This is a genomic window from Phaeobacter gallaeciensis, from assembly GCF_001678945.1.
In the GTDB taxonomy this organism is placed as follows: domain Bacteria; phylum Pseudomonadota; class Alphaproteobacteria; order Rhodobacterales; family Rhodobacteraceae; genus Phycobacter; species Phycobacter gallaeciensis_A.
Window position 1 is genome coordinate 396,849 of record NZ_CP015124.1, and the last position, 19,866, is coordinate 416,714.

The window sequence follows — 19,866 nt, forward strand, 5'->3', positions numbered from 1 at the left end:
CGCCCCGCCAAAATGGCGGGGCGTTTTTCATTTACGCACCCGCCACTGGGCAAATATTCGCCAGAGAGTACCGCAAGCTCCCTTATCCTGGGAATTCCCCTCCCCTGAGCTGGCAAATCAGGCTAGATTCCCACCATAACCCGTAATGAGGATCCCCAATGCGTGCCATCGTTCTTGCAACCGTGATGTCCCTGCCCGCGATGTCACTTTCCGGGGCAGCCTTTGCCGCTGGCGACAATACCTTCACGGCTCCGACCACCACGCAAACCACCAAGGAATGCACCGGAGCGCAGGTCTGGGACGAAAAAAAAGGCAAATGCGTAGACGCCAAGGATTCGGCGCTGGATGCCGATACGCTGTATGACGCGGTGCGTGAACTGGCCTATGCGGGCCGACTGAAAGACGCGCAAATGGTTCTGGCCGCGATGCCGGATCAAAGCGAAGGTCGGGTCCTGACCTACTGGGGCTTCACCGCCCGTAAGCTCGGCCAGCCAGATGAGGCCAACGCCTATTACCAGCGCGCCATTGCTACCGATCCCGACAACCTTCTGGCCCGCTCCTATATGGGACAAGGCTTTGTCGAGGAAGGAAAACTGGGGCTGGCCCTGGCACAGTGGAAGGAAATCCGTGCGCGTGGCGGCACTGGCAGCTGGCCTGAGGTCTCGCTCTACAAGGCGCTGCAGAGCGGACAAACCTCAAGCTATTGAGCTTTAGTCTTTCTTTACCGCTAATGGCCTATCTTGATCCCAACAGAAAGAGAATCTTTTTGGCAAGGGTCCTATAGATGCAAGACGACCAGATGTTGGCGCTCCCCATGGCGACAGGCGGTGATGGATTGGGAGATTTTTCGGCTCCGGCTCCGCTTGGTGGAATGGGGGGAGGAATGGATAACCCCATGGGTGGATCGCTCGGCGGCTCCGCTTCCCATCTGAGCGGCAAAGCAAAGGCGGCGATCGTCGTGCGCCTGCTGCTGAACGAAGGCGCCGACATCCCGATTGAAGAACTGCCCGATGAACTGCAGATGGAACTGACCCAGCAGATGGGGAAGATGCGCATCGTCGACCGCGAAACGCTCTATGCCGTTGCCAGCGAGTTTGCCGAAATGCTCGACAACGTTGGCCTGACCTTCCCCAACGGGCTGGCTGGCGCGCTGACCGCCATGGATGGCAAGATCAGCCGCCATACCGCCAGCCGCCTACGCAAAGAGGCCGGCGTGCGTCAGTTCGGCAATCCATGGGACCGTCTGAAACAGCTTGCACCCGAAGATCTCGCCTCGCTCGCCGAAGCAGAAAGCACCGAAGTTGCGGCTGTGCTGCTGTCGAAACTCGACACCGCCAAGGCCGCACAGATGCTGGCTGCCCTGCCCGGTCCCGTGGCCCGGAAAATCGCCTATGCCGTCAGCCATACCAAAAACGTGACCCCGGACACCGTCGACCGGATCGGCCTGTCCCTGGCAGCGCAGGTGGAAGCCCGCCCGGATCTGGCCTTTGACACCACCCCGGGCCAGCGCGTCGGTGCCATCCTGACCGAAGCCGCCGCAGCCAAACGGGACGAGGTTCTGACCGCACTGGAAGAAGAAGACGAGGAATTCGCCGGCGACGTGCGAAAGGCGATCTTCACCTACGGCCTGATCGCTGAGCGCATGCACCCGCTGGATGTACCCAAGCTGATGCGCGTGCTGTCCCAGCCCGATGTGGTCACCGCCATCGCCTTTGCCAGCGCGGAAGAGGACGTTGCCTCTAGCGAATTCCTGCTGGAAAACATGTCGAACCGCATGGCCAACAACATCCGTGAAGAAGTCACCGAACGCGGCAAGGTCAAACGCGCCGATGGCGAAATCGCCTTCAGCCTGATCGTCAACGCCATGCGCGATCTGGTGAACAACGGGGAAATCGAACTGAGGTCCGAGGACGGCGAAGAGGACGAGTAAGTCCTGATCTCTCCCGCCGTCTCTACCAATACGCTTCGGGTACCCGGCTGACGGCTTGTACACAATGGCGGCCGGGATTAAGTAGACATGCTCTATGTGATCCCAGCCCAGCAGGCCCATACCCACAATGCCCGTCGCCGCCTCCGAGCTTTCTCCGGCCCAAAAAGCAAAGTATTTTGCCAGCAATCTTTTTTTGCGTGGCGTGATCGGCGCCATGGGGCTGATCCCCTATCGCGCGCGGCTGGCGGCCATGGGTCGTCTGGTGCGCGCCGCCGCGCCGCTGGCGGGCTTTGACCGGCGGATCCGCGACAATCTGGCCCTTGTCTGCCCCGACCTGCCGCCCGAGGAGGTGGACCGGCTCTGCCGCGAAGTCCCCGACAACGCCGGGCGCACCTTTGCCGAGCTCTATGCAGGCGCACCCTTCCTTGCCCGCGCCAAGGCTGCGCCAATCACCGGTGAGGGTCTGACCGCGCTCGAGAAAGCACGCGCTGACGGGCGCCCTGTGATTCTGGTCACCGGCCATTTCGGAAATTATGACGCTGCCCGGGCCGGGTTGATCGCACACGGTTTCCCGATGGGGTCGCTCTACCGGCGCATGGCCAACCCCTATTTCAATGATCACTACGTCCGTGCCATCGAAGGCAACGGCAAACCGATGTTCGAGCAGGGCAAACGCGGCATGGTCGAAATGGTCCGCCATCTGAAAAAGGGTGGCAATATCGCCATCGTCGCCGACCTGCACGTGCATGGCGGCGAGGAGATCCCATTCTTCGGCAAGCCTGCCGTCACCTCTACCGTTCCTGCGGAACTGGCGCTGAAATACGGCGCGGCACTGATCCCGGTCTACGGCATCCGGCAACCCAATGGCGTTGATTTCGAAATCCGCCTCAACCCAGAAATTCCGGCGTCAGATCCCATCACCATGACCCGCGCGATCTGCGACGATCTGGAAAGCGTCATCCGCAAGCATATGGGGCAATGGTTCTGGATCCACCGGCGCTGGAAAGCATACACGCCGCCGAAAAAGCCCAATACCGATCCCGCGGGATAATGCCGACCACGGCAGGTACAGACGCCCCAGGAATTGGCGCTGATTACTTCAGCTGCGCGGCGGCGATGATGGGACCGCTGCCAGCCTCTTGCACCAGCACGGCCAGCGACTGATCACCGGGCAGCGGTACCGTCAGGTTCAGGTCTTCCTGCCCGTCCCATTCTGCGATCTGCTGCCAGTCCTCGACGATATTGGCATAGGCCATGGTCCGCCCTGCCAGTTCTCCTCGGCTGATCGACACCCGGCGCAGCGGCGTGAACCGCACCACATCAACCCGCAGCGCCCCTTTGGGCAGCGCGCCGCGAGCCTGCACCGAGATTTCGACACCGGCCGCCGTTGCCGTCAGATCCAGCGCCACCGGCTGCGCGCCGGTCTGGTGCCGTTTGATCGCATCACCTACTTTCAGCGGGTCGGCGGCATGAACATCCTCCTGCCCCATCACGATCATCTGCGGAGTATGAACCATGTTACGGCCCATCGCCCGGGCATAATCCTTTTGCCGCTGAGTATAGGTCGGATCGGCAAAGACGTCCTTCCAGCCGATGTAATCCCAGTAGTCGACATGGAACGCCAGCGCCAGAACGTCCTCACGTTCTACCAGTTTGTGCATCAGGGCATCGGCCGGCGGGCAGGACGCACAGCCCTGCGAGGTAAAGAGCTCCACCACCACCGGCTGATCCACCTCTTCCGCACGGATCGCGGCAGGCATCGCAAGGCACAACACACTGGCAAGAGCGGCAAAACGCATCATTGTTCGGAGTACCCCTTTGGTCGTGATCCGCAGGCCAACTCTCGCTGGCCCCCCGGTGTACCCCAACCCAATTCTGAACACCAATCAATCATTCTTGAGACTTGGTTTACCCTTTGCATGCGCTCTTGTGTACTATTGCATACAAAAAATGCACCAGAAGGCGTTTCCCCTATTGAAAGAAGGCCGAACCTGTTGCAGATAGCCTGCAGCGAATTCCCCATTATCACATCCAGAGGGAGGCCAACATGCCTATCACCGTCGGACAGGACAATGCCAAGACGCGCCGCACGCTCAGCGCCGGTGGCAAGTCGATTTCCTATTACTCGATCCCCGCAGCCACCGAAGCCGGCCTCGGCGATTTCTCGAAACTGCCGGCGGCGCTGAAGGTCGTTCTGGAAAACATGCTGCGCTTTGAAGACGGCGGTTTCTCGGTCTCGCTCGAAGACATCAAGGCCTTTGCGGAATGGGGCGCCAACGGCGGCCAGAACCCGCGCGAAATCGCCTATCGCCCGGCCCGCGTGCTGATGCAGGATTTCACCGGCGTTCCCGCCGTTGTGGACCTTGCCGCCATGCGCGACGGCATCAAGGCGCTGGGTGGCGACGCCCAGAAGATCAACCCGCTGAACCCGGTTGATCTGGTCATCGACCACTCGGTCATGATCGACGAATTCGGCAACCCGCGCGCGTTCCAGATGAACGTGGACCGCGAGTATGAGCGCAACATGGAGCGCTACCAGTTCCTGAAATGGGGTCAGGGCGCCTTCAACAACTTCCGCGTTGTGCCTCCGGGAACCGGCATCTGCCACCAGGTGAACCTGGAATACCTGGCCCAGACCATCTGGACCGACACCGATCAGGACGGCAATGAAGTCGCCTACCCCGACACACTGGTCGGCACCGACAGCCACACCACCATGGTCAACGGCGCGGCCGTTCTGGGCTGGGGTGTTGGCGGCATCGAAGCCGAAGCCGCGATGCTGGGTCAGCCGATCTCGATGCTGATCCCCGAAGTCATCGGGTTTGAACTGACCGGCGACATGGTCGAAGGCACCACCGGCACCGACCTGGTTCTGAAAGTCGTGGAAATGCTGCGCCAAAAAGGCGTTGTGGGCAAATTCGTCGAATTCTACGGCGAAGGTCTGGACCGTCTGCCGCTGGCGGACCGTGCCACCATCGCCAACATGGCACCGGAATATGGCGCGACCTGCGGCTTCTTCCCGATCGACGCGGAAACCATCCGTTACCTGCGCAACACCGGCCGCGACGAAGACCGTATCGCGCTGGTCGAAGCCTACGCCAAGGAGAACGGTTTCTGGCGCGATGCGGATTACGCACCGGTCTACACCGACACGCTGTCTCTCGACATGAGCAGCATCGTTCCGGCAATCTCCGGCCCCAAGCGTCCGCAGGATTACGTGCCGCTGACCAACGCCCAAGCCGCCTTCCGTCAGGAGATGGAAAACACCTTCAAACGCCCGATGGGCAAGGAAGTGGCCGTCAAGGGCGAAGACTACACCATGGAATCCGGCAAGGTCGTGATCGCCTCGATCACCTCCTGCACCAACACCTCCAACCCCTACGTGATGATCGGCGCGGGTCTGGTTGCGAAAAAGGCGCATGAGCTGGGCCTGAACCGCAAGCCCTGGGTGAAAACCTCGCTGGCGCCGGGTTCGCAGGTGGTGTCCGAGTACCTTGAGGCCGCAGGCCTGCAAGAGCATCTGGACGCTGTCGGCTTCAACCTCGTTGGCTATGGCTGCACCACTTGTATCGGTAACTCCGGTCCGATCCAGCAGGAACTCTCCGACGCCATCGCCGAAGGCGATCTGGTGGCAACCTCGGTCCTGTCGGGCAACCGCAACTTCGAAGGCCGCATCAGCCCCGATGTGCGCGCCAACTACCTGGCCTCGCCGCCGCTGGTTGTCGCGTACGCGCTGGCAGGCACCATGGATATCGACCTGGCCAACGACCCGATCGCCCAAACTGCCGATGGCAAGGACGTCTTCCTGAAAGACATCTGGCCCTCGACACAGGAAGTCGCGGACCTCGTGCAGGAAACCGTAACCCGCGAGGCCTTCCTGTCGAAATACGCCGATGTATTCAAAGGCGACGAAAAATGGCAGGCGGTCGAAACCACCGATGCGGAGACCTATGACTGGCCCGCAACGTCGACCTACATCCAGAACCCGCCCTACTTCCAGGGCATGGGTACCGAGCCGGGCACCATCTCGAACATCGAGGGCGCCAAGCCGCTCTTGATCCTGGGCGACATGGTCACCACCGACCACATCTCTCCGGCGGGCTCTTTTGCGACCACCACACCGGCAGGTCAGTACCTGATCGAACGTCAGGTGGCCCCGCGTGAGTTCAACTCCTACGGTTCGCGTCGCGGCAACCACGAGATCATGATGCGCGGCACCTTTGCCAACATCCGCATCAAGAACGAGATGCTGGACGGCGTTGAAGGCGGCTACACCAAAGGCCCCGATGGCGAGCAGACCTCGATCTACGAAGCCTCGATGGCCTATCAGGAAGCGGGCACTCCGCTGGTCGTCTTTGGCGGTGAACAGTACGGCGCGGGCTCCTCGCGTGACTGGGCTGCAAAGGGCACCGCGCTGCTGGGCGTCAAGGCCGTGATCGCCGAGAGCTTTGAGCGTATCCACCGGTCCAATCTGGTTGGCATGGGCGTTATCCCGTTCGAGTTCACCGCTGGCGATACCCGCAAGTCGCTGAACCTGACTGGTGACGAAACCGTATCGATCCGTGGCCTCGACACCATCGAGCCGCAGCAGGAAGTGCCCTGCGACATCACCTACGCAGATGGCACCACCAAGACCATCACGCTGAAGTGCCGCATCGATACCGCACCCGAGATCGAGTACATCGAACACGGCGGCGTGCTGCACTACGTGCTGCGCAACCTCGCGAAGTCGTAAGGTCCGCGCCACATGGAATTGCAAAAGGCGGCCCCCTGGGGTCGCCTTTTCTGTTAGAGGCCTTACCGAGAATAGCAAAAGAATAAGGGAGGAGGATCAGAGCATGACCGACCCGACGAAGATAGGTCTGAAGGAGACTGGCTGCATCACCGGCTATCACGCCCATGTCTATTTCGACGCCGACACGGTGGAGCAGGCGCTGGTCCTGTGCCAGCGCGCGGCAGAGATCTTTGGCGTCAAGATGGGCCGCGTCCATGACAAGCTGGTCGGCCCGCACCCGATGTGGTCGTGCCAACTGGCCGCCGATCCGGAACAGTTTGCCCAGCTGCTGCCCTGGCTGGCGCTGAACCGGGACGGGCTGATTGTCTTTGCCCATCCCGAAACCGGCGATGAGCTGGCCGATCACCGAGATCACGGCATCTGGCTCGGCACCGGGCTGGAGCTGGATCTGTCCCTGTTTGCCTGATCGTTTCTCAACATACAAAAACGCCCGCCATTGGCGGGCGTTATTCCTCACAACCAAGCGGTCTGCTTACTGACCAGCCGCCTTTTCCATCGCGGGGCGCAGCGTCTTTTCAACGACTGAGCTAGTCAGTGGCCCGGCAAAGCGCAGCACAATCTTGCCTTCACCATCGATCACATAGGTCTCGGGCACGCCATAAAGGCCCCAGTCAATCGCCATGCGACCCTTTTCGTCCCGGCCAATCGCCGTGTACGGATCGCCCAGCTCGTTGAGGAAGGCCTCGGCGTTGTCCTGCTGGTCCTTGTAGTTAACGCCGTAGATCGGCACGCCTTCGGCCGAGAGCGCCTCCAGCGTCGGGTGTTCGGCGCGGCAGGGCGCGCACCAGCTGGCCCAGTAGTTCACCAGCTTGACCGTACCATCGCGCAGGGTCGCATCGTCGAACGATGGCTTGCCGGTAAATTCATCCAGCACCACCGGCGGTGCTGTCTGCCCTTCGCGGGCAGATGGCAGGCTTTCGGGGTCCTCGCGGAACATGCCTACCAGCGCTAGACCGACAAAACCGGCGAACACCACCACGGGCACCGCCATCAAAGGAGAGATCTTAGCCATTGCGCTTCACCCGGTTCTGCTCCAGCCGCTCCATTTCCGCGCGCACGCGGCGGCCACGCCACAGGGTGACGGCCACCAGAAGAACCAGCAGCAGAATCGACGCCGCGTAGGACGACAAGACAGTCTCCGAATATTTCCCCAGATCAGGCATCATGTGTCCAGTTTTTCCCGTGCCATCAGCGCCCGGATACGGCGGGCGCGAATTTCAGTTCCGGTGCGGTAGAACACCATTGCGAGAAAGAAAACCCCGAAGCCCAGCATGCAGACATAAAGCGGGTTGGAGAAAGCGTCCGCGACGTTTTCTTTCTTATCAAGGCTGAGCGAGGCGCCCTGATGCAGACCCTGGTTCCAGAAGTTCACCGCATAGCGGCTGAGCACCGCAAAGACCGAGCCGACAAGACACAGGATCGAGGTGAGATCCGCTGCCGTGTCCGGATCCTCAATCGCCTCCCACAAGGCGATATAGCCAAGGTAGAACAGGAACAGGACAAGGAAGGAGGTCAGGCGCGGATCCCAGGCCCACCAGGTGCCCCACATCGGCTGCCCCCAGATCGCCCCGGTCACCAGCGCGATCAGCGTCATCACGATGCCTACCGGCGCGGCGGCACGGGCCGCAAGGGCGCTGACGTGGTGACGGCGCACCAGCCAGATCAGCGAGGCGACAAGCATCATGAACCAGGCGTTGATCGCCATCAGCGCCGAGGGCACGTGCAGGAAGATAATCTTGACAGTGGAGCCCTGACGATAATCGTCCGGTGTGAAGAAGAAACCCCAGATCAGCCCCACGGCCATCAGCAGGCCCGAGATCATCCACAGCGCAGGCATCACCCGCTCGGTGGTGGTCAGGAATTTCTTCGGATTGGCGTATTCCCAAATCGACATGGTGGCTATCTTGTTCCCCGCTCCCAAAGTTTCAAGTCTCTGTTCCCTGCTCTTTCGTCGCAGCTCTTTCGCAGCATCCCGGTCAGCGCAGATTGATACGCAAGACCGCGGCGCTGGCAAAGGGCAGAAGCGCGATCACCGCTGCGGAAATCCCAGCCAGCATCAATAGCGGCGTCTGCACGGCCATGCCTTCGGCACCGCGGCGGGCGACTTCGGCGCCAAAGATCAGCGTCGGCACATATAGTGGCATCACCAACAGCGACAACAGGAGCCCACCGCGTTTCAGCCCCACAGTCAGCGCCGCGCCAAAGGTGCCAATCACCGACAGGGCTGGCGTCCCCAGAAACAGCGAAATCACCAGCCAGGAAAACCCCGGACCGGGCAGGTTCAGCAGCACGCCCAGCACCGGCGCCGCCAGCACCAGCGGCAGGCCCGTGGTGATCCAATGCGCCAGCGCCTTGATGGTGACAACAGATTCCAGCGGCAGCGGCGCGGTGGCCAGAAGATCCAGCGAGCCATCCTCCCAATCAAGCGCGAGCAGCCGGTCCAGCGACAACAGGCACGACAGCAGCGCCCCCAGCCACAACACGCCTGGCGCGATCCGGGTCAACAGCTCGGAATTCGGCCCCACCGAAAAGGGCACCATGACCGTCACGATCAGGAAAAACGCCAGCCCAAGGCCAAAGCCGCCCCCGGCCCGCACCGCAAGGCGCAGATCCCGCATCAGAAGAGCGATCATAAAAAGCCCTCGTCGAAATCATCCAGCGCGGGCAGGCGTGCCTTGAAGGCGCCCGCATCCAGCACCTCGGCCTCGTCAAGGCCAAGGTCGATATGGGTTGCGATCAATGCCGAACCGCCCTGCCCCAGATGCGCCCGCACCGCATCCGCGAACATGGTGACCGAGCGGGTATCAAGGCTGACGGTCGGCTCGTCCATCACCCAGATCGGGCGCCCTGTCACCAGCATCCGCGACAGGCCCAGACGGCGTTTCTGCCCGGCAGACAGCGCCCCGGCGGGCCGGTCCTGCAAGGCGGTGAGGTCAAAGGCCTCAAGCGCAGGCGTGATGGAGGCAGAGCCAAAGACCCGCGCCCAGAATGTCAGGTTCTCCGTGACCGTAAGCGCCGGTTTCAACCCGTCTGAATGGGCCGCATAGGCGATCTGATCCTCGGCGCCGTCGATCTGCCCTGAGAGCGGCGGTTGCAGCCCGGCGATGGTGCGCAACAGCGTTGTCTTGCCGATCCCATTCGGCCCCCGCAGGATCAGGGCACGGCCGGGCATAAGCTGAAAACTCAGCCCTTCCAGAACCGGCAACCCGCCACGGGCAATGCTGAGATCGGTTACATTCAATGTCATGAATAACTGACTATCCCATTGCGGCCCGGCGCAAAAGCCGTATTCCGCCCGGCCCGGTTCACACCGGCAATACGGCCAGGGCGATGCGGCGCCCTTCGGAGAGCAGAACGTTATAGGTGCGGCAGGCGGCGGGGGAATTCATCGTCTCCACCCCGATCCCGGCGCCTTCCAGCGCGCGGCGCAGATCTGCCGGGATATGCGCCACTTCGGCGCCGGTGCCGATGAACAGAACGTCAACCTCGTCCGCCAGCGCCAGAAGCGCCTCCTGATCATCATAGCCCCCCCAGGCCACCGTGCCACGGGTGCCGGTCAATACGGCGCCGTGATGCACCTCTCCGCCGATGCGAAAGAACCCCTCGCCATAGCCATCCACTGGCACGGCATCGGAATAGGTCACTTCATTCAGGCGCATGAGGCATCTCCCGGGAAACTGATTTGCCACTCTCCTACCACGGGGCAGGATGGGGCAAAAGCAAAAGGCCGCAAGCGATGCCTGCGGCCTTTGGTAGTCATTTGCTGCGCCCGGATCAGGCGTCGATATTGGCGAACTGATTGCCGGTCGGTGTCGAGGGTTTCGACCAGTCGCGTTTGACCCCCAGCCAGAGCAGGATGGTCGAGGCCACGAAGACCGACGAATAGGTGCCGACAATGACGCCCCAGATCATCGCAAAGACAAAGCCACGGATCACATCGCCGCCCAGCACATAAAGCGAGATCAGAGCGATCAGCGTGGTGACCGAGGTCATCATGGTGCGGCTCAGCGTTTCGTTGATCGACAGGTTCAGCACCTCGGCCAGCGACTTCTTCTTGTAGCGGCGCAGATTCTCCCGAACCCGGTCGAAGACAACCACGGTATCGTTCAGCGAATAGCCGACGATGGTCAGCAGCGCCGCGATGATCGCCAGGTCGAACTTGATCTGCAATTCCGAGAAGATGCCGATGGTCAGCACCACGTCGTGCACCAGCGCCGCAACGGCCCCCAGCGCGAACTGCCATTCGAACCGCAGCCAGATGTAGACCAGCACCGCACCAATCGCCAGAACCACGGCGATGACGGCTGTCTGCACCAGCTCTCCGGACACCTTGGGGCCCACGGATTCGACCGAAACGAACTTGATACCCGGCGCCACCGCATCCAACGCGGTGTTCAGCGCCTCGATCACATCGCCCGAAATCGCCTCGCCATCCGCCTGGGATTGGATGCGGATCATCGCAACGTGCTGGTCTTCGTCAAAGGTGGGGTCGAACACTTCGGTGATCGAAATATCGCCCAGCTCCAGCGGCGACATAGCATCGCGGTAGACCCCAACGTCGATGGCTTCGGTGCTTTCGGTGCGGATCGTGGTACCGCCGCGGAAGTCGATGCCAAAGTTCAACCCCTGAAGCATGAAGGAGGCAAAGCCCACTACCATCATCAGCGCCGAGACGCCCAGCCAGATCTTCCAGCGTTTGAAGAAATCGAAAGAGGTTCCTTCGGGAACAAGTTTCAGCCGCATCTTATACCTCAATCGTTTTCGGACGACGCCGTTCAAACCACATCACGATCATCACCCGGGTCACGAAGATCGCCGTGAACACCGAGGTCATGATGCCAAGGCCCAGCGTGATCGCAAATCCGCGTACCGGTCCGGATCCCATGGCGAACAGGATCACAGCGGTGATGAAGGTGGTGACATTGGCGTCAAGAATAGCGCTCAGCGCCTTGGAGTAGCCTTCGTCGATGGCGCGCGCCGGACCCCGGCCCGCTTTCAATTCTTCGCGGATCCGTTCGAACACCAGCACGTTGGCATCCACCGCCATACCGACGGTCAGCACGATCCCGGCAATACCAGGCAACGTCAGCGTACCGCCAATCAGGCTGAGTGCGCCAAAGATCAGCGCCACGTTCAGCATCAGCGCCAGATTGGCGAAGACCCCGAAGAGACCATAGGACAGCGTCATGAAGACCAGCACCGCGACAAAGGCAACAATGGTCGCGATCTTGCCCGCGTCGATACTGTCCTGCCCCAGTTCCGGGCCGATGGTGCGTTCTTCGAGGAACTCCAACCCGGCCGGTAGGGCACCTGCCCGCAGCAGAATGGCCAGGTTGGTGCTTTCCTCGATGGTGAAGTTACCGGTGATGATACCGGAGCCACCGGGAATATGCGCCTGAATGACCGGCGCCGAGACAACCTCGTCATCCAATACGATCGCAAAGGGCGAGCCGATGTTTTCCGCCGTGTAGTCTCCGAACTTGCGCGCACCCGATGTATTGAAGCGGAAGGTTACCGCCGGGCGGCCGTTCTGGTCAAAGGACGGCTGCGCATCCACCAGCTCCTCGCCGGTCACCACCGGCGCGGCTTCGACGGTATAGAACACGCCCTCTTCATCCAGCGACGGGATCACCTTGTTGCCGACACCGGCGCGGGCGTCGGCGTCATTGCCACGTCCCACAACCGGGTTGAACGTCAGCTGCGCGGTGGTGCCGATGATCTCTTTCAGCTCAGAGGCACTGCCGATACCCGGCACCTGGATCAGGATCCGGTCGGCGCCCTGACGCTGAATGGTGGGCTCACGGGTGCCGACCTCATCGATCCGGCGGCGCACGATTTCCAGCGACTGGCGCACCGTGCGGTCATCCGAGGCAAGGCGCTCGGCCTCGCTCAGCTCGATGATGATCACATCACCCTCGGCAGAAACGACAATATCCGTTGCCCCGCCGCCGGTGAGGCTGGTGACCGGACTTGCCAGCCCACGCACCACTTCCAGCGCCCGGGCCATGCCCTCGGGCTGGGAGATCTTGACGCGAATCTGCCCGTCCGGTGCCGGTTGCAGCCGGAAGGTGCCGATGGTGGCCCGCTCGGGGCGCAGTGCATCGCGCACCTCGGGCCAGAGCGCATCCATGCGCGCAGCATAGACATCGGCGACCTTGACCTCGGCCAGCAGATGCGCACCGCCGCGCAGATCAAGGCCCAGGTTGACCAGCCCCGAAGGCATCCATTCGGGCCATTGGCCTGCCTGTTCGAGCCGCTCCGGAGTCTCCCCCTTCATCTCGATCGCGGCGACGGCATCATTGGCCTGTTCGACACGGGTGTAGAACGCATTTGGCAGGGCTAGCAAAAGGCCGGCCACACAGACCAGCCAGATCAGCACCCTCTTCCAGAGATCGATTTGCAGCATTGCCCTGCCTTTTCAGATATTTAAGATCAGAAGCTTACGCTGCCGGCTCGGTCTTGGACAGCACCTGAGCGATGGTCGAGCGCACAACGCGGACCTTGACGCCCTCGGCGACTTCGACTTCGACCTCGTTCTCTTCCTTGATCTTGGCAACCTTGCCGATCAGACCACCCTGGGTCACCACCTGATCGCCGCGGCGCAGGTTCTCGACCATTTTCTGGTGTTCCTTCATCTTCTTCTGCTGCGGGCGGATCAGCAGGAAGTACATGATCGCAAAGATCAGAATGAGCGGGAGAAACTGGCCAATCGTATTTGCGTCCAAGGGGATATTCCTTCTGTCTGGAGAGCCCATGCGGGGCTGCCTTATTTTGCAGGCGAACCTATGCGCTGGTCTGGACAGTTGCAAGGCAAAGGCGGTGCGACGATGTGCAGATTCCGCCTTGCAACACCCTTATACAAACCCCGTTGTGCCCTCTTCCTCTTTGGCTGCGGCTCGGGCATAGGTTTGGCACTGATTCAACGTCGTCTCTTATACAGGAGCCACCCCATGCACGACATCCGCGCGATCCGCGAAAATCCTGCCGCTTTTGACGCCGCTCTGGCGCGGCGTGGGGATGCGGCTGTGTCCTCTGAGGTGCTGGCCCTGGACGAGGCGCGCCGGGCCAAGATCCAGGCCGCCGAAGAAGCACAGGCCGCCCAGAACAAGGCCGCCAAGGCCATCGGCGCGGCCAAGGCCAAGGGCGACGAGGAAGAGTTCGAACGCCTGCGCAGCGAAGTTGCAGGCAAGAAGGCCGAGGTTGCCGCGCTGCAGACCGAAGCCAAGGAGCTCGACGCCAAGCTGACCGACATGCTGGCCCGCCTGCCCAACAACCCCGCCGAGGATGTGCCGGATGGGGCTGATGAGGACGACAACGTCGAGGTCAACCGCTGGGGCACGCCCGCGGAATTCGATTTCACCGCCAAGGAACATTTTGAGATCACCGGCGTCGCAACAGCCATGGACTTTGAGACCGCCGCCAAGGTCTCTGGCTCGCGCTTCGTCTTCCTGAAAGGCGCAGTGGCACGCATTCACCGGGCGCTGGCACAGTTCATGATCGACACCCACGTCGATGAGAATGGCCTGACCGAGGTGAACTCCCCTGTTCTGGTGCGCGACGAAGCAATGTATGGCACCGACAAGCTGCCGAAATTCGGCGAGGACAGCTATCAGACCACCAATGGCTGGTGGCTGGTGCCGACCTCCGAGGTGCCGCTGACCTATTCCGTCGCAGAGGATGTGCTCGATGCCAGCGCGCTGCCGATCCGCATGACCTCCCATACCCTGTGCTTCCGCTCCGAAGCGGGCTCCGCGGGCCGCGACACCTCGGGCATGCTGCGCCAGCACCAATTCGAAAAGGTCGAAATGGTTTCGGTCACCCACCCTGACGAGTCCGACGCCGAGCAGAAACGCATGCTGCGCTGCGCCGAAGGGTTGCTGGAGAAGCTGGGCGTGCCCTATCGCACCGTGATTCTGTGCACCGGCGACATGGGCTTTGGCGCGCGCCGCACCTATGACATCGAAGCCTGGCTGCCCGGCCAGAATGCCTATCGCGAGATTTCCTCGGTCTCGACCACCGGCGATTTCCAGGCCCGCCGCATGAACGCGCGTTTCCGCCCCGAAGGCGGTGGCAAGCCCGAGTTCGTGCACACCCTGAACGGATCGGGGCTGGCCGTGGGCCGCTGCCTGATCGCGGTTCTGGAAAATGGCCAGCAGGCGGATGGATCGGTCAAACTGCCCGAGGCGCTGGCGCCCTATCTGGGCGGTAAGCTGACCCTGACGGCAGAGGGCGCACTGGCCTGAGCCCAGCTCCCCAGACCTGAAAACAAGAAAACCGGCCCCGAGAATGCGGGCCGGTTTTTCTTTGTCGTGCTACAGGCGCGTCGCAGGCGTTGGCTTCAACCCTTTGTCTTCTTGGATTTCTTCGCCTTTGCCGTTTTGTCCTTGGCTGGTTTGGCCTTTTCGGCTTTTGCCTTGCCCGGCTTTTCCTTTCCGGGTTTCTCCTTGGTGGCCTTATCGCTTGCATCCAGTTTTCCGCCGCTCTTCTTGCGGGCCAGGATGGCTTCAGCCTTGGCCTTTTCCCGCTCGATCGCCTTACGCGCCTTGGCCTTCACGCGTTTGGCTTTTTCCTTGGCCTTCACGCGCGCTTCGGCCATTTCCAGCGCCAGCGCCTCGGCCTTCTTGGCGGCCTTGCGCGCCTTGATCTTGGCCTTGGCAGCTTTTTCCTCGGCCGCGAGCCGGGCCGCCTCGGCGGCGGCGAGCGCGGCGTTCAGCTGGGTTGCATCCTCAGGCGGGACCTCACGGGTCACCTTCGCCGGCCTTGCGGCAGGGCGACCGGTGCGCACCGGCGCGGTCGGACGCTGCTGTGCGGGCGCAGCCACAGCCTGCGGTGCAACGGCGGCCTGCTTCAGGCGCGCGGCGCGCGCGGCCCCAATGCCGGGTACCTTGCTCAGATCTTTTTCGCTGATCGCTGCCAGCGCCTCGACCGACGTGATCCCCTGATCCTTCAGCGCCTTTTCCAGCGCGGGACCAACCCCTTTGAGATCCTTGAGAGCCGTCATTTCAATCTTCCTTTTCTTTTCCCGGCAGCTACACGGGCTGTCGGAATGGGCTGCCGTACCTGGCGTGCCCTTAGTATGCAATGCGCGTTTCAGGCCGGAAAGGGCACCAGGCGTTTTTGCTCTTCATCCCACAGTTTCAGGGACAAAGCGCGCAAAGCTTCATCAAATGAGATCCGCCGCAGCGCAAATTCAGGCGGCAGATTATAGTGGCACTTCCGCAGGCGATAGCTGGGGATCCGGGCGTTGAAGTGATGGATGTCGTGCAGGGTGATATTGGCGACGGCAAAATCGAAGAACCAGCCGAAATCCAGGCAGGAGGACCCCTGCAACGCTGCCTCCTGCGGGTTCAGATCCGGGCGACGATCCCAGTAGGTGTCTTCAAAGTTATGCTGCAGATAGACCAGAAATACCCCGATCATGCCGCCAAGGAAGGAAAACGCCAGCCACACCCACAGACCCGTCGGGCCTGCCACGTAATAAAGCAGGGAAATCAGCGCAATGATCACCATATTATGCAGCAGCACCCCCAGAATGCCGAACTTGGTGGTGTTCTTGGGCCAGCGGTAGCGAATGAAATAGGTAAAGGCCGATCCCACCGGCACCAGCACCAACGGATTGCGGTAAAGCCGATAGGTCAGCCGCTCCCAGAACCCCGCCTCCTTCCATTCGCGCAGGGTCATCGTGTGTATTTCGCCGGTTTCCCGGTGTTCCAGATTGCCGATATTGGCATGGTGCAGGTTGTGGTTTTGCTTCATCACCTCGAACGGCGCAAAGGTGAAAGGCGACAGGACGTGGCCCGCGATTTCGTTTTGCCTGCGGGTTTCGAACAGCGAATGGTGCCCGGTATCATGCTGCAGCACATAAAGCCGCACCGCCGCAAAGGCAAAGATCACCCCTGCTGGAATCAGGATATACCACCGCTCGACATAGGCGATGGCCAAGTAGAGGGATAGAAAGTAGACCGCGAAGGTGCCGAAATAACTCAATGCCGCCAGGCGGTTATCTTTCTTAGTATATTCACGCGTGTAAGTTCTCAGGTCCATGAGACTTCCCTTAAATACGCTCTGTGACGCCGGTGTAAAATCTCCGGGCGCTTGACGTTTAAAAACTCCATTGGCTGGGAAGATCAGAAAATCGGCTGACGCCCTGCCAATGCCATTTAATGTTAATGGCTTGGCAACGGATTTCAACGTGTGAAAAGGACCGGCCCGCAGATGCGAACCGGTCCAGCAAAAATTTTGGTCTTTGGCCTAGGGCGCGCAAGCCTCTAGAAGGCAGCGCCTGGAATCAGTCCCTGCGCCCTTCCAGGTGTTTGCGCAGCTTCGAGGGCGCGGCTTTCTTGCGGCCCTTGTAGGGGTTCTTGTCCGCCTGCCCGCGCATATAAAGCCGGATCGGCGTGCCGGGCATGTCGAAATCCTCGCGCAGGCCATTGACCAGATAACGGGTATAGCTGGCCGGGATTTTGTCCGGATGGGAACACATCACCACGAACCCCGGCGGGCGCGTCTTGGCTTGGGTCATATAGCGCAGCTTGATCCGCTTACCCTGCGGTGCGGGCGGCGGGTGCTGCTCCAGCATGCCAATCAGCCAGCGGTTCAACGCTGCGGTGGGCACCCGGCGGTTCCAGACGTCATAGGCGCGCATAATGGCAGCGTGCAGCCGGTCCAGCCCCTTGCCGGTCTTGGCCGACACCGTGACCAGCGGCGCACCGCGCAGCTGCGGCAGCAACCGGGCAAAGGCCTCTTTCAGGTTTTTCAGCTTTTCCTGCTTGTTGTCCTCGATGTCCCATTTGTTGACCGCGACGACAACCGCACGCCCTTCCCGCTCGGCCAGATCGGCGATCCGCAGGTCCTGCTGTTCAAAGGGAATGTCCGCATCGAGAAGCACCACCACGACCTCGGCGAATTTCACCGCGCGCAGACCGTCCGATACGGACAGTTTTTCCAGCTTTTCCTGAACCTTGGCTTTTTTGCGCATACCCGCAGTGTCAAAGACCCGCATCGGCGTGCCTGCCCAGTCGATCTTCAGCGAGATCGCATCGCGGGTAATCCCCGCCTCGGGGCCGGTCAGCAGGCGATCCTCACCAAGGATCTTGTTGATCAGGGTCGATTTGCCCGCGTTGGGACGGCCGACGACTGCCACCTGCAGCGGCTTGTCCATCGTTGGCTGAGGGACCTCGTACTCGGCATCCTCGTCGTCCAGATCCTCGTCCACAGACACGTCCGTCAGCGGAGCATTGTCCTGCGCGGTTTTTTCAAAACGTTCCGAAATCGGCAGCAGCTGGGAATAGAGATCATTCAGACCCTCGCCATGTTCGCCGGACAGGCGGATCGGCTCACCGAGGCCTAGGCCATAGGCTTCCAAAACCCCGGCATCGGCTGCGGAGCCTTCGGATTTGTTTGCCGCCAGAATGACATGCGCGGATTTCTTGCGCAGGATATCGGCAAACATCTCGTCCACCGGGGTCACCCCCGTGCGCGCATCAATCATGAACAAGCAGACATCCGCCATATCCACCGCCCGTTCGGTCAGGCGGCGCATGCGCCCTTCGAGCGAGTTGTCGGTGGCATCCTCAAGGCCGGCGGTGTCGATGACGGTAAACCGCAGATCGCCAAGGCGGGCCTCACCTTCGCGCAGGTCACGGGTGACCCCCGGCTGGTCATCGACCAAGGCCAGTTTCTTGCCGACAAGGCGGTTGAACAGGGTGGACTTGCCCACATTCGGACGGCCCACGATAGCGAGGGTAAAAGACATCGGACCCAACTTTTTGCGATTCAGACGCGCCCCATAGCGCATCTGCTGTCTTACGGCCAGAGCCGATCGACGCTTTAACGGAAGGCGAGAAGCTCCCCTTTCGAGGAAACCACATAAAGGGTCTTGCCCGCAACAACCGGCGCGGTCGTCGCGCCGCCGGGGGCCTCGATGCTGCGCGTCAGGTTGCCGTCACGGGGATCGAACATGCGAATCTGACCATCGTTGGAGGTGATGATCACCTGACCACCTGCCAGCACCGGACCATAGTGGGCCACCACAGCGCCGCGTTTAGAAGGCTTGTCCTTCAGATAGCCCGGCAGGTCCACAGCCCAGATCACCTCTCCGCTGGAGGCATCCAGACGCAGGAGCTGGTTGCGGTCGCTGATCTGGAACAGGCTGCCTCCGGCAGGCCAAACCGGCCCGATGGCCCCTTCCTGTGCTGTCCAGATGCGATCGCCATTGTTGGTATCGATCGCCACGGTGCGGCCCGAATGGTTCCCCACGAAGGCACGGTTTCCGACCACCACTGGCGCACCGGTGACATCGCTGATCCGCGCCAGCGTGGTGCCGACGCGCTGCCCCGCCACTGAGGCGTTCCAGCGGCGCACACCGCCACGGCGGAAGCTGGCGACCAGATCGCCGGAACCAAAGGCAAAGATGACGTAATCCCCGGCAATCACTGGCGACGGTGCGCCCAGCACGTTCGAGGGGCTCGGAACGCCTTCGACCTGCCATGCGATGCGGCCATCAGAGGTGTTGACGGCCCAACCGGTATCATCCCCGGCCACCAGATAAACCAGCCCGTCACGCACCATCGGCTCGCCCGAACCGGTGGCTTCCAGTTTTTGACGCCAGATCTGTTTGCCGGTGCTGGCCTCCAGCGCGGTCAGAACGCCATAGCCAGAGGAGATGTAAAGAACACCCTTGTCATAGGCCATGCCGCCGCCGGTTGCCTGACCTTCGCTTTCGCGGGCGGGAATCAGATCGCTTTGCCACAGAAGCTGACCAGAGGGAGACACCGCACTGACGCGGGCCGCGCTGTCCAGCGTGTAAATACGCCCATCAGCCACAACGGGGCGGGCCGTGATACGCTGGCGGCGGCTGTCGCCCTCGCCGATGGAAACGGCCCACTGCAATTGCGGCGCCGTCGACAGCGCCGGATGCGCGGTGCGCTGCGCCGGAAGCCCGTGCGTCTGCGCCCAGGAAGCGTTGACGGTCTGGCTGGGCAGGGAAATTGGCCGCGACTGGTTGACCACCTGGATATTGGCATCGGGACGGATGTCTTCGCGCTGCCCTTGCAGGATCACCTCGGGTTCGGCGCAGGCGGCCAGAACCAGAGCCATCGCGCTACCGCAAAAAAGCGCCCGCGCGCGAGAAATGGATTTA

General features: G+C 61.6%; 20 protein-coding genes. 6 read left to right on the plus strand and 14 right to left on the minus strand.

Features of this window, described 5'->3' with window-relative positions; translation table 11 throughout:
* Positions 1-158 precede the first annotated feature (158 nt).
* The 3 genes from JL2886_RS01845 (at position 159) to JL2886_RS01855 (ending at position 2,981) form a co-directional block, all read left to right on the plus strand.
* The gene (locus JL2886_RS01845) at positions 159-707 is read left to right on the plus strand and encodes a tetratricopeptide repeat protein (protein ID WP_065270459.1); all 549 of its coding nucleotides are present in this window, start codon (positions 159-161) and stop codon (positions 705-707) included.
* 77 nt (positions 708-784) lie between these two features.
* Positions 785-1,930, plus strand: coding sequence for a flagellar motor switch protein FliG (locus tag JL2886_RS01850; RefSeq protein ID WP_065270460.1), 1,146 nt, complete (start codon positions 785-787; stop codon positions 1,928-1,930).
* 127 nt (positions 1,931-2,057) lie between these two features.
* Positions 2,058-2,981, plus strand: coding sequence for a lysophospholipid acyltransferase family protein (locus JL2886_RS01855; RefSeq protein WP_065270461.1), 924 nt, complete (start codon positions 2,058-2,060; stop codon positions 2,979-2,981).
* Positions 2,982-3,024: 43 nt separating this feature from the next.
* Here the strand turns inward: JL2886_RS01855 and JL2886_RS01860 are convergent, their stop codons facing one another.
* Positions 3,025-3,732 (minus strand): DUF1223 domain-containing protein, encoded by a 708-nt coding sequence (locus tag JL2886_RS01860; RefSeq protein ID WP_335645289.1) that lies wholly within the window; start codon positions 3,730-3,732, stop codon positions 3,025-3,027.
* A gap of 245 nt (positions 3,733-3,977) precedes the next feature.
* Here JL2886_RS01860 and acnA point away from each other — a divergent pair, with 245 nt between their 5' ends.
* Together acnA and JL2886_RS01870 are read left to right on the plus strand one after the other, a co-directional pair.
* A complete protein-coding gene (gene acnA, locus JL2886_RS01865) occupies positions 3,978-6,665 on the plus strand; it encodes an aconitate hydratase AcnA (RefSeq protein ID WP_065270462.1) in 2,688 nt (895 codons plus the stop codon).
* 103 nt (positions 6,666-6,768) lie between these two features.
* Positions 6,769-7,131: a DOPA 4,5-dioxygenase family protein gene (locus tag JL2886_RS01870; protein WP_065270463.1), complete on the plus strand. Its 363-nt coding sequence runs from the start codon at positions 6,769-6,771 to the stop codon at positions 7,129-7,131.
* A 66-nt stretch (positions 7,132-7,197) separates the two neighbouring features.
* On the opposite strand, the gene JL2886_RS01875 is transcribed toward JL2886_RS01870, so the two are convergent.
* The 9 genes from JL2886_RS01875 to yajC form a co-directional block, all read right to left on the minus strand.
* Positions 7,198-7,737 carry a DsbE family thiol:disulfide interchange protein gene (locus JL2886_RS01875; protein WP_065270464.1) on the minus strand — a complete coding sequence of 180 codons (540 nt, stop codon included), beginning with the start codon at positions 7,735-7,737 and terminating at the stop codon, positions 7,198-7,200.
* Entirely contained in the window at positions 7,730-7,891 is a 162-nt protein-coding gene (ccmD, locus tag JL2886_RS01880; protein WP_065270465.1) for a heme exporter protein CcmD, read from the minus strand. The genes JL2886_RS01875 and ccmD overlap by 8 nt, the downstream gene beginning before the upstream one ends.
* Positions 7,888-8,619 carry a heme ABC transporter permease gene (locus JL2886_RS01885; RefSeq protein WP_065270466.1) on the minus strand — a complete coding sequence of 244 codons (732 nt, stop codon included), beginning with the start codon at positions 8,617-8,619 and terminating at the stop codon, positions 7,888-7,890. The genes ccmD and JL2886_RS01885 overlap by 4 nt, the downstream gene beginning before the upstream one ends.
* 82 nt (positions 8,620-8,701) lie before the next feature.
* Positions 8,702-9,358 carry a heme exporter protein CcmB gene (gene ccmB, locus JL2886_RS01890; RefSeq protein WP_065270467.1) on the minus strand — a complete coding sequence of 219 codons (657 nt, stop codon included), beginning with the start codon at positions 9,356-9,358 and terminating at the stop codon, positions 8,702-8,704.
* Complete coding sequence (gene ccmA, locus JL2886_RS01895; RefSeq protein WP_065270468.1) at positions 9,355-9,972, minus strand: heme ABC exporter ATP-binding protein CcmA; 618 nt, start codon at positions 9,970-9,972, stop codon at positions 9,355-9,357. The genes ccmB and ccmA overlap by 4 nt, the downstream gene beginning before the upstream one ends.
* A 58-nt stretch (positions 9,973-10,030) precedes the next feature.
* Positions 10,031-10,384 (minus strand): Mth938-like domain-containing protein, encoded by a 354-nt coding sequence (locus JL2886_RS01900; protein WP_065270469.1) that lies wholly within the window; start codon positions 10,382-10,384, stop codon positions 10,031-10,033.
* 115 nt (positions 10,385-10,499) lie between these two features.
* On the minus strand, positions 10,500-11,468 hold the full coding sequence (secF, locus tag JL2886_RS01905) for a protein translocase subunit SecF (RefSeq protein WP_065270470.1): 969 nt from the start codon (positions 11,466-11,468) through the stop codon (positions 10,500-10,502).
* A gap of 1 nt (position 11,469) precedes the next feature.
* On the minus strand, positions 11,470-13,131 hold the full coding sequence (secD, locus tag JL2886_RS01910) for a protein translocase subunit SecD (RefSeq protein WP_065270471.1): 1,662 nt from the start codon (positions 13,129-13,131) through the stop codon (positions 11,470-11,472).
* Positions 13,132-13,165: 34 nt separating this feature from the next.
* Entirely contained in the window at positions 13,166-13,480 is a 315-nt protein-coding gene (gene yajC / locus JL2886_RS01915) for a preprotein translocase subunit YajC (RefSeq protein ID WP_116560284.1), read from the minus strand.
* Between the two features lie 195 nt (positions 13,481-13,675).
* On the opposite strand from yajC, the gene serS reads away from it, so the two are divergent.
* Positions 13,676-14,968: a serine--tRNA ligase gene (gene serS, locus JL2886_RS01920; protein ID WP_065270473.1), complete on the plus strand. Its 1,293-nt coding sequence runs from the start codon at positions 13,676-13,678 to the stop codon at positions 14,966-14,968.
* Between the two features lie 95 nt (positions 14,969-15,063).
* Here serS and JL2886_RS01925 read toward each other — a convergent pair whose 3' ends face one another.
* The 4 genes from JL2886_RS01925 to JL2886_RS01940 form a co-directional block, all read right to left on the minus strand.
* Entirely contained in the window at positions 15,064-15,726 is a 663-nt protein-coding gene (locus JL2886_RS01925; RefSeq protein WP_065270474.1) for a helix-hairpin-helix domain-containing protein, read from the minus strand.
* Positions 15,727-15,815: 89 nt separating this feature from the next.
* On the minus strand, positions 15,816-16,769 hold the full coding sequence (locus tag JL2886_RS01930) for a fatty acid desaturase (protein WP_065270475.1): 954 nt from the start codon (positions 16,767-16,769) through the stop codon (positions 15,816-15,818).
* A 244-nt stretch (positions 16,770-17,013) separates the two neighbouring features.
* A complete protein-coding gene (gene der / locus JL2886_RS01935; RefSeq protein ID WP_065273481.1) occupies positions 17,014-18,480 on the minus strand; it encodes a ribosome biogenesis GTPase Der in 1,467 nt (488 codons plus the stop codon).
* A 74-nt stretch (positions 18,481-18,554) separates the two neighbouring features.
* A complete protein-coding gene (locus tag JL2886_RS01940; protein WP_237028407.1) occupies positions 18,555-19,823 on the minus strand; it encodes a PQQ-like beta-propeller repeat protein in 1,269 nt (422 codons plus the stop codon).
* Between the last annotated feature and the right edge of the window lie 43 nt (positions 19,824-19,866).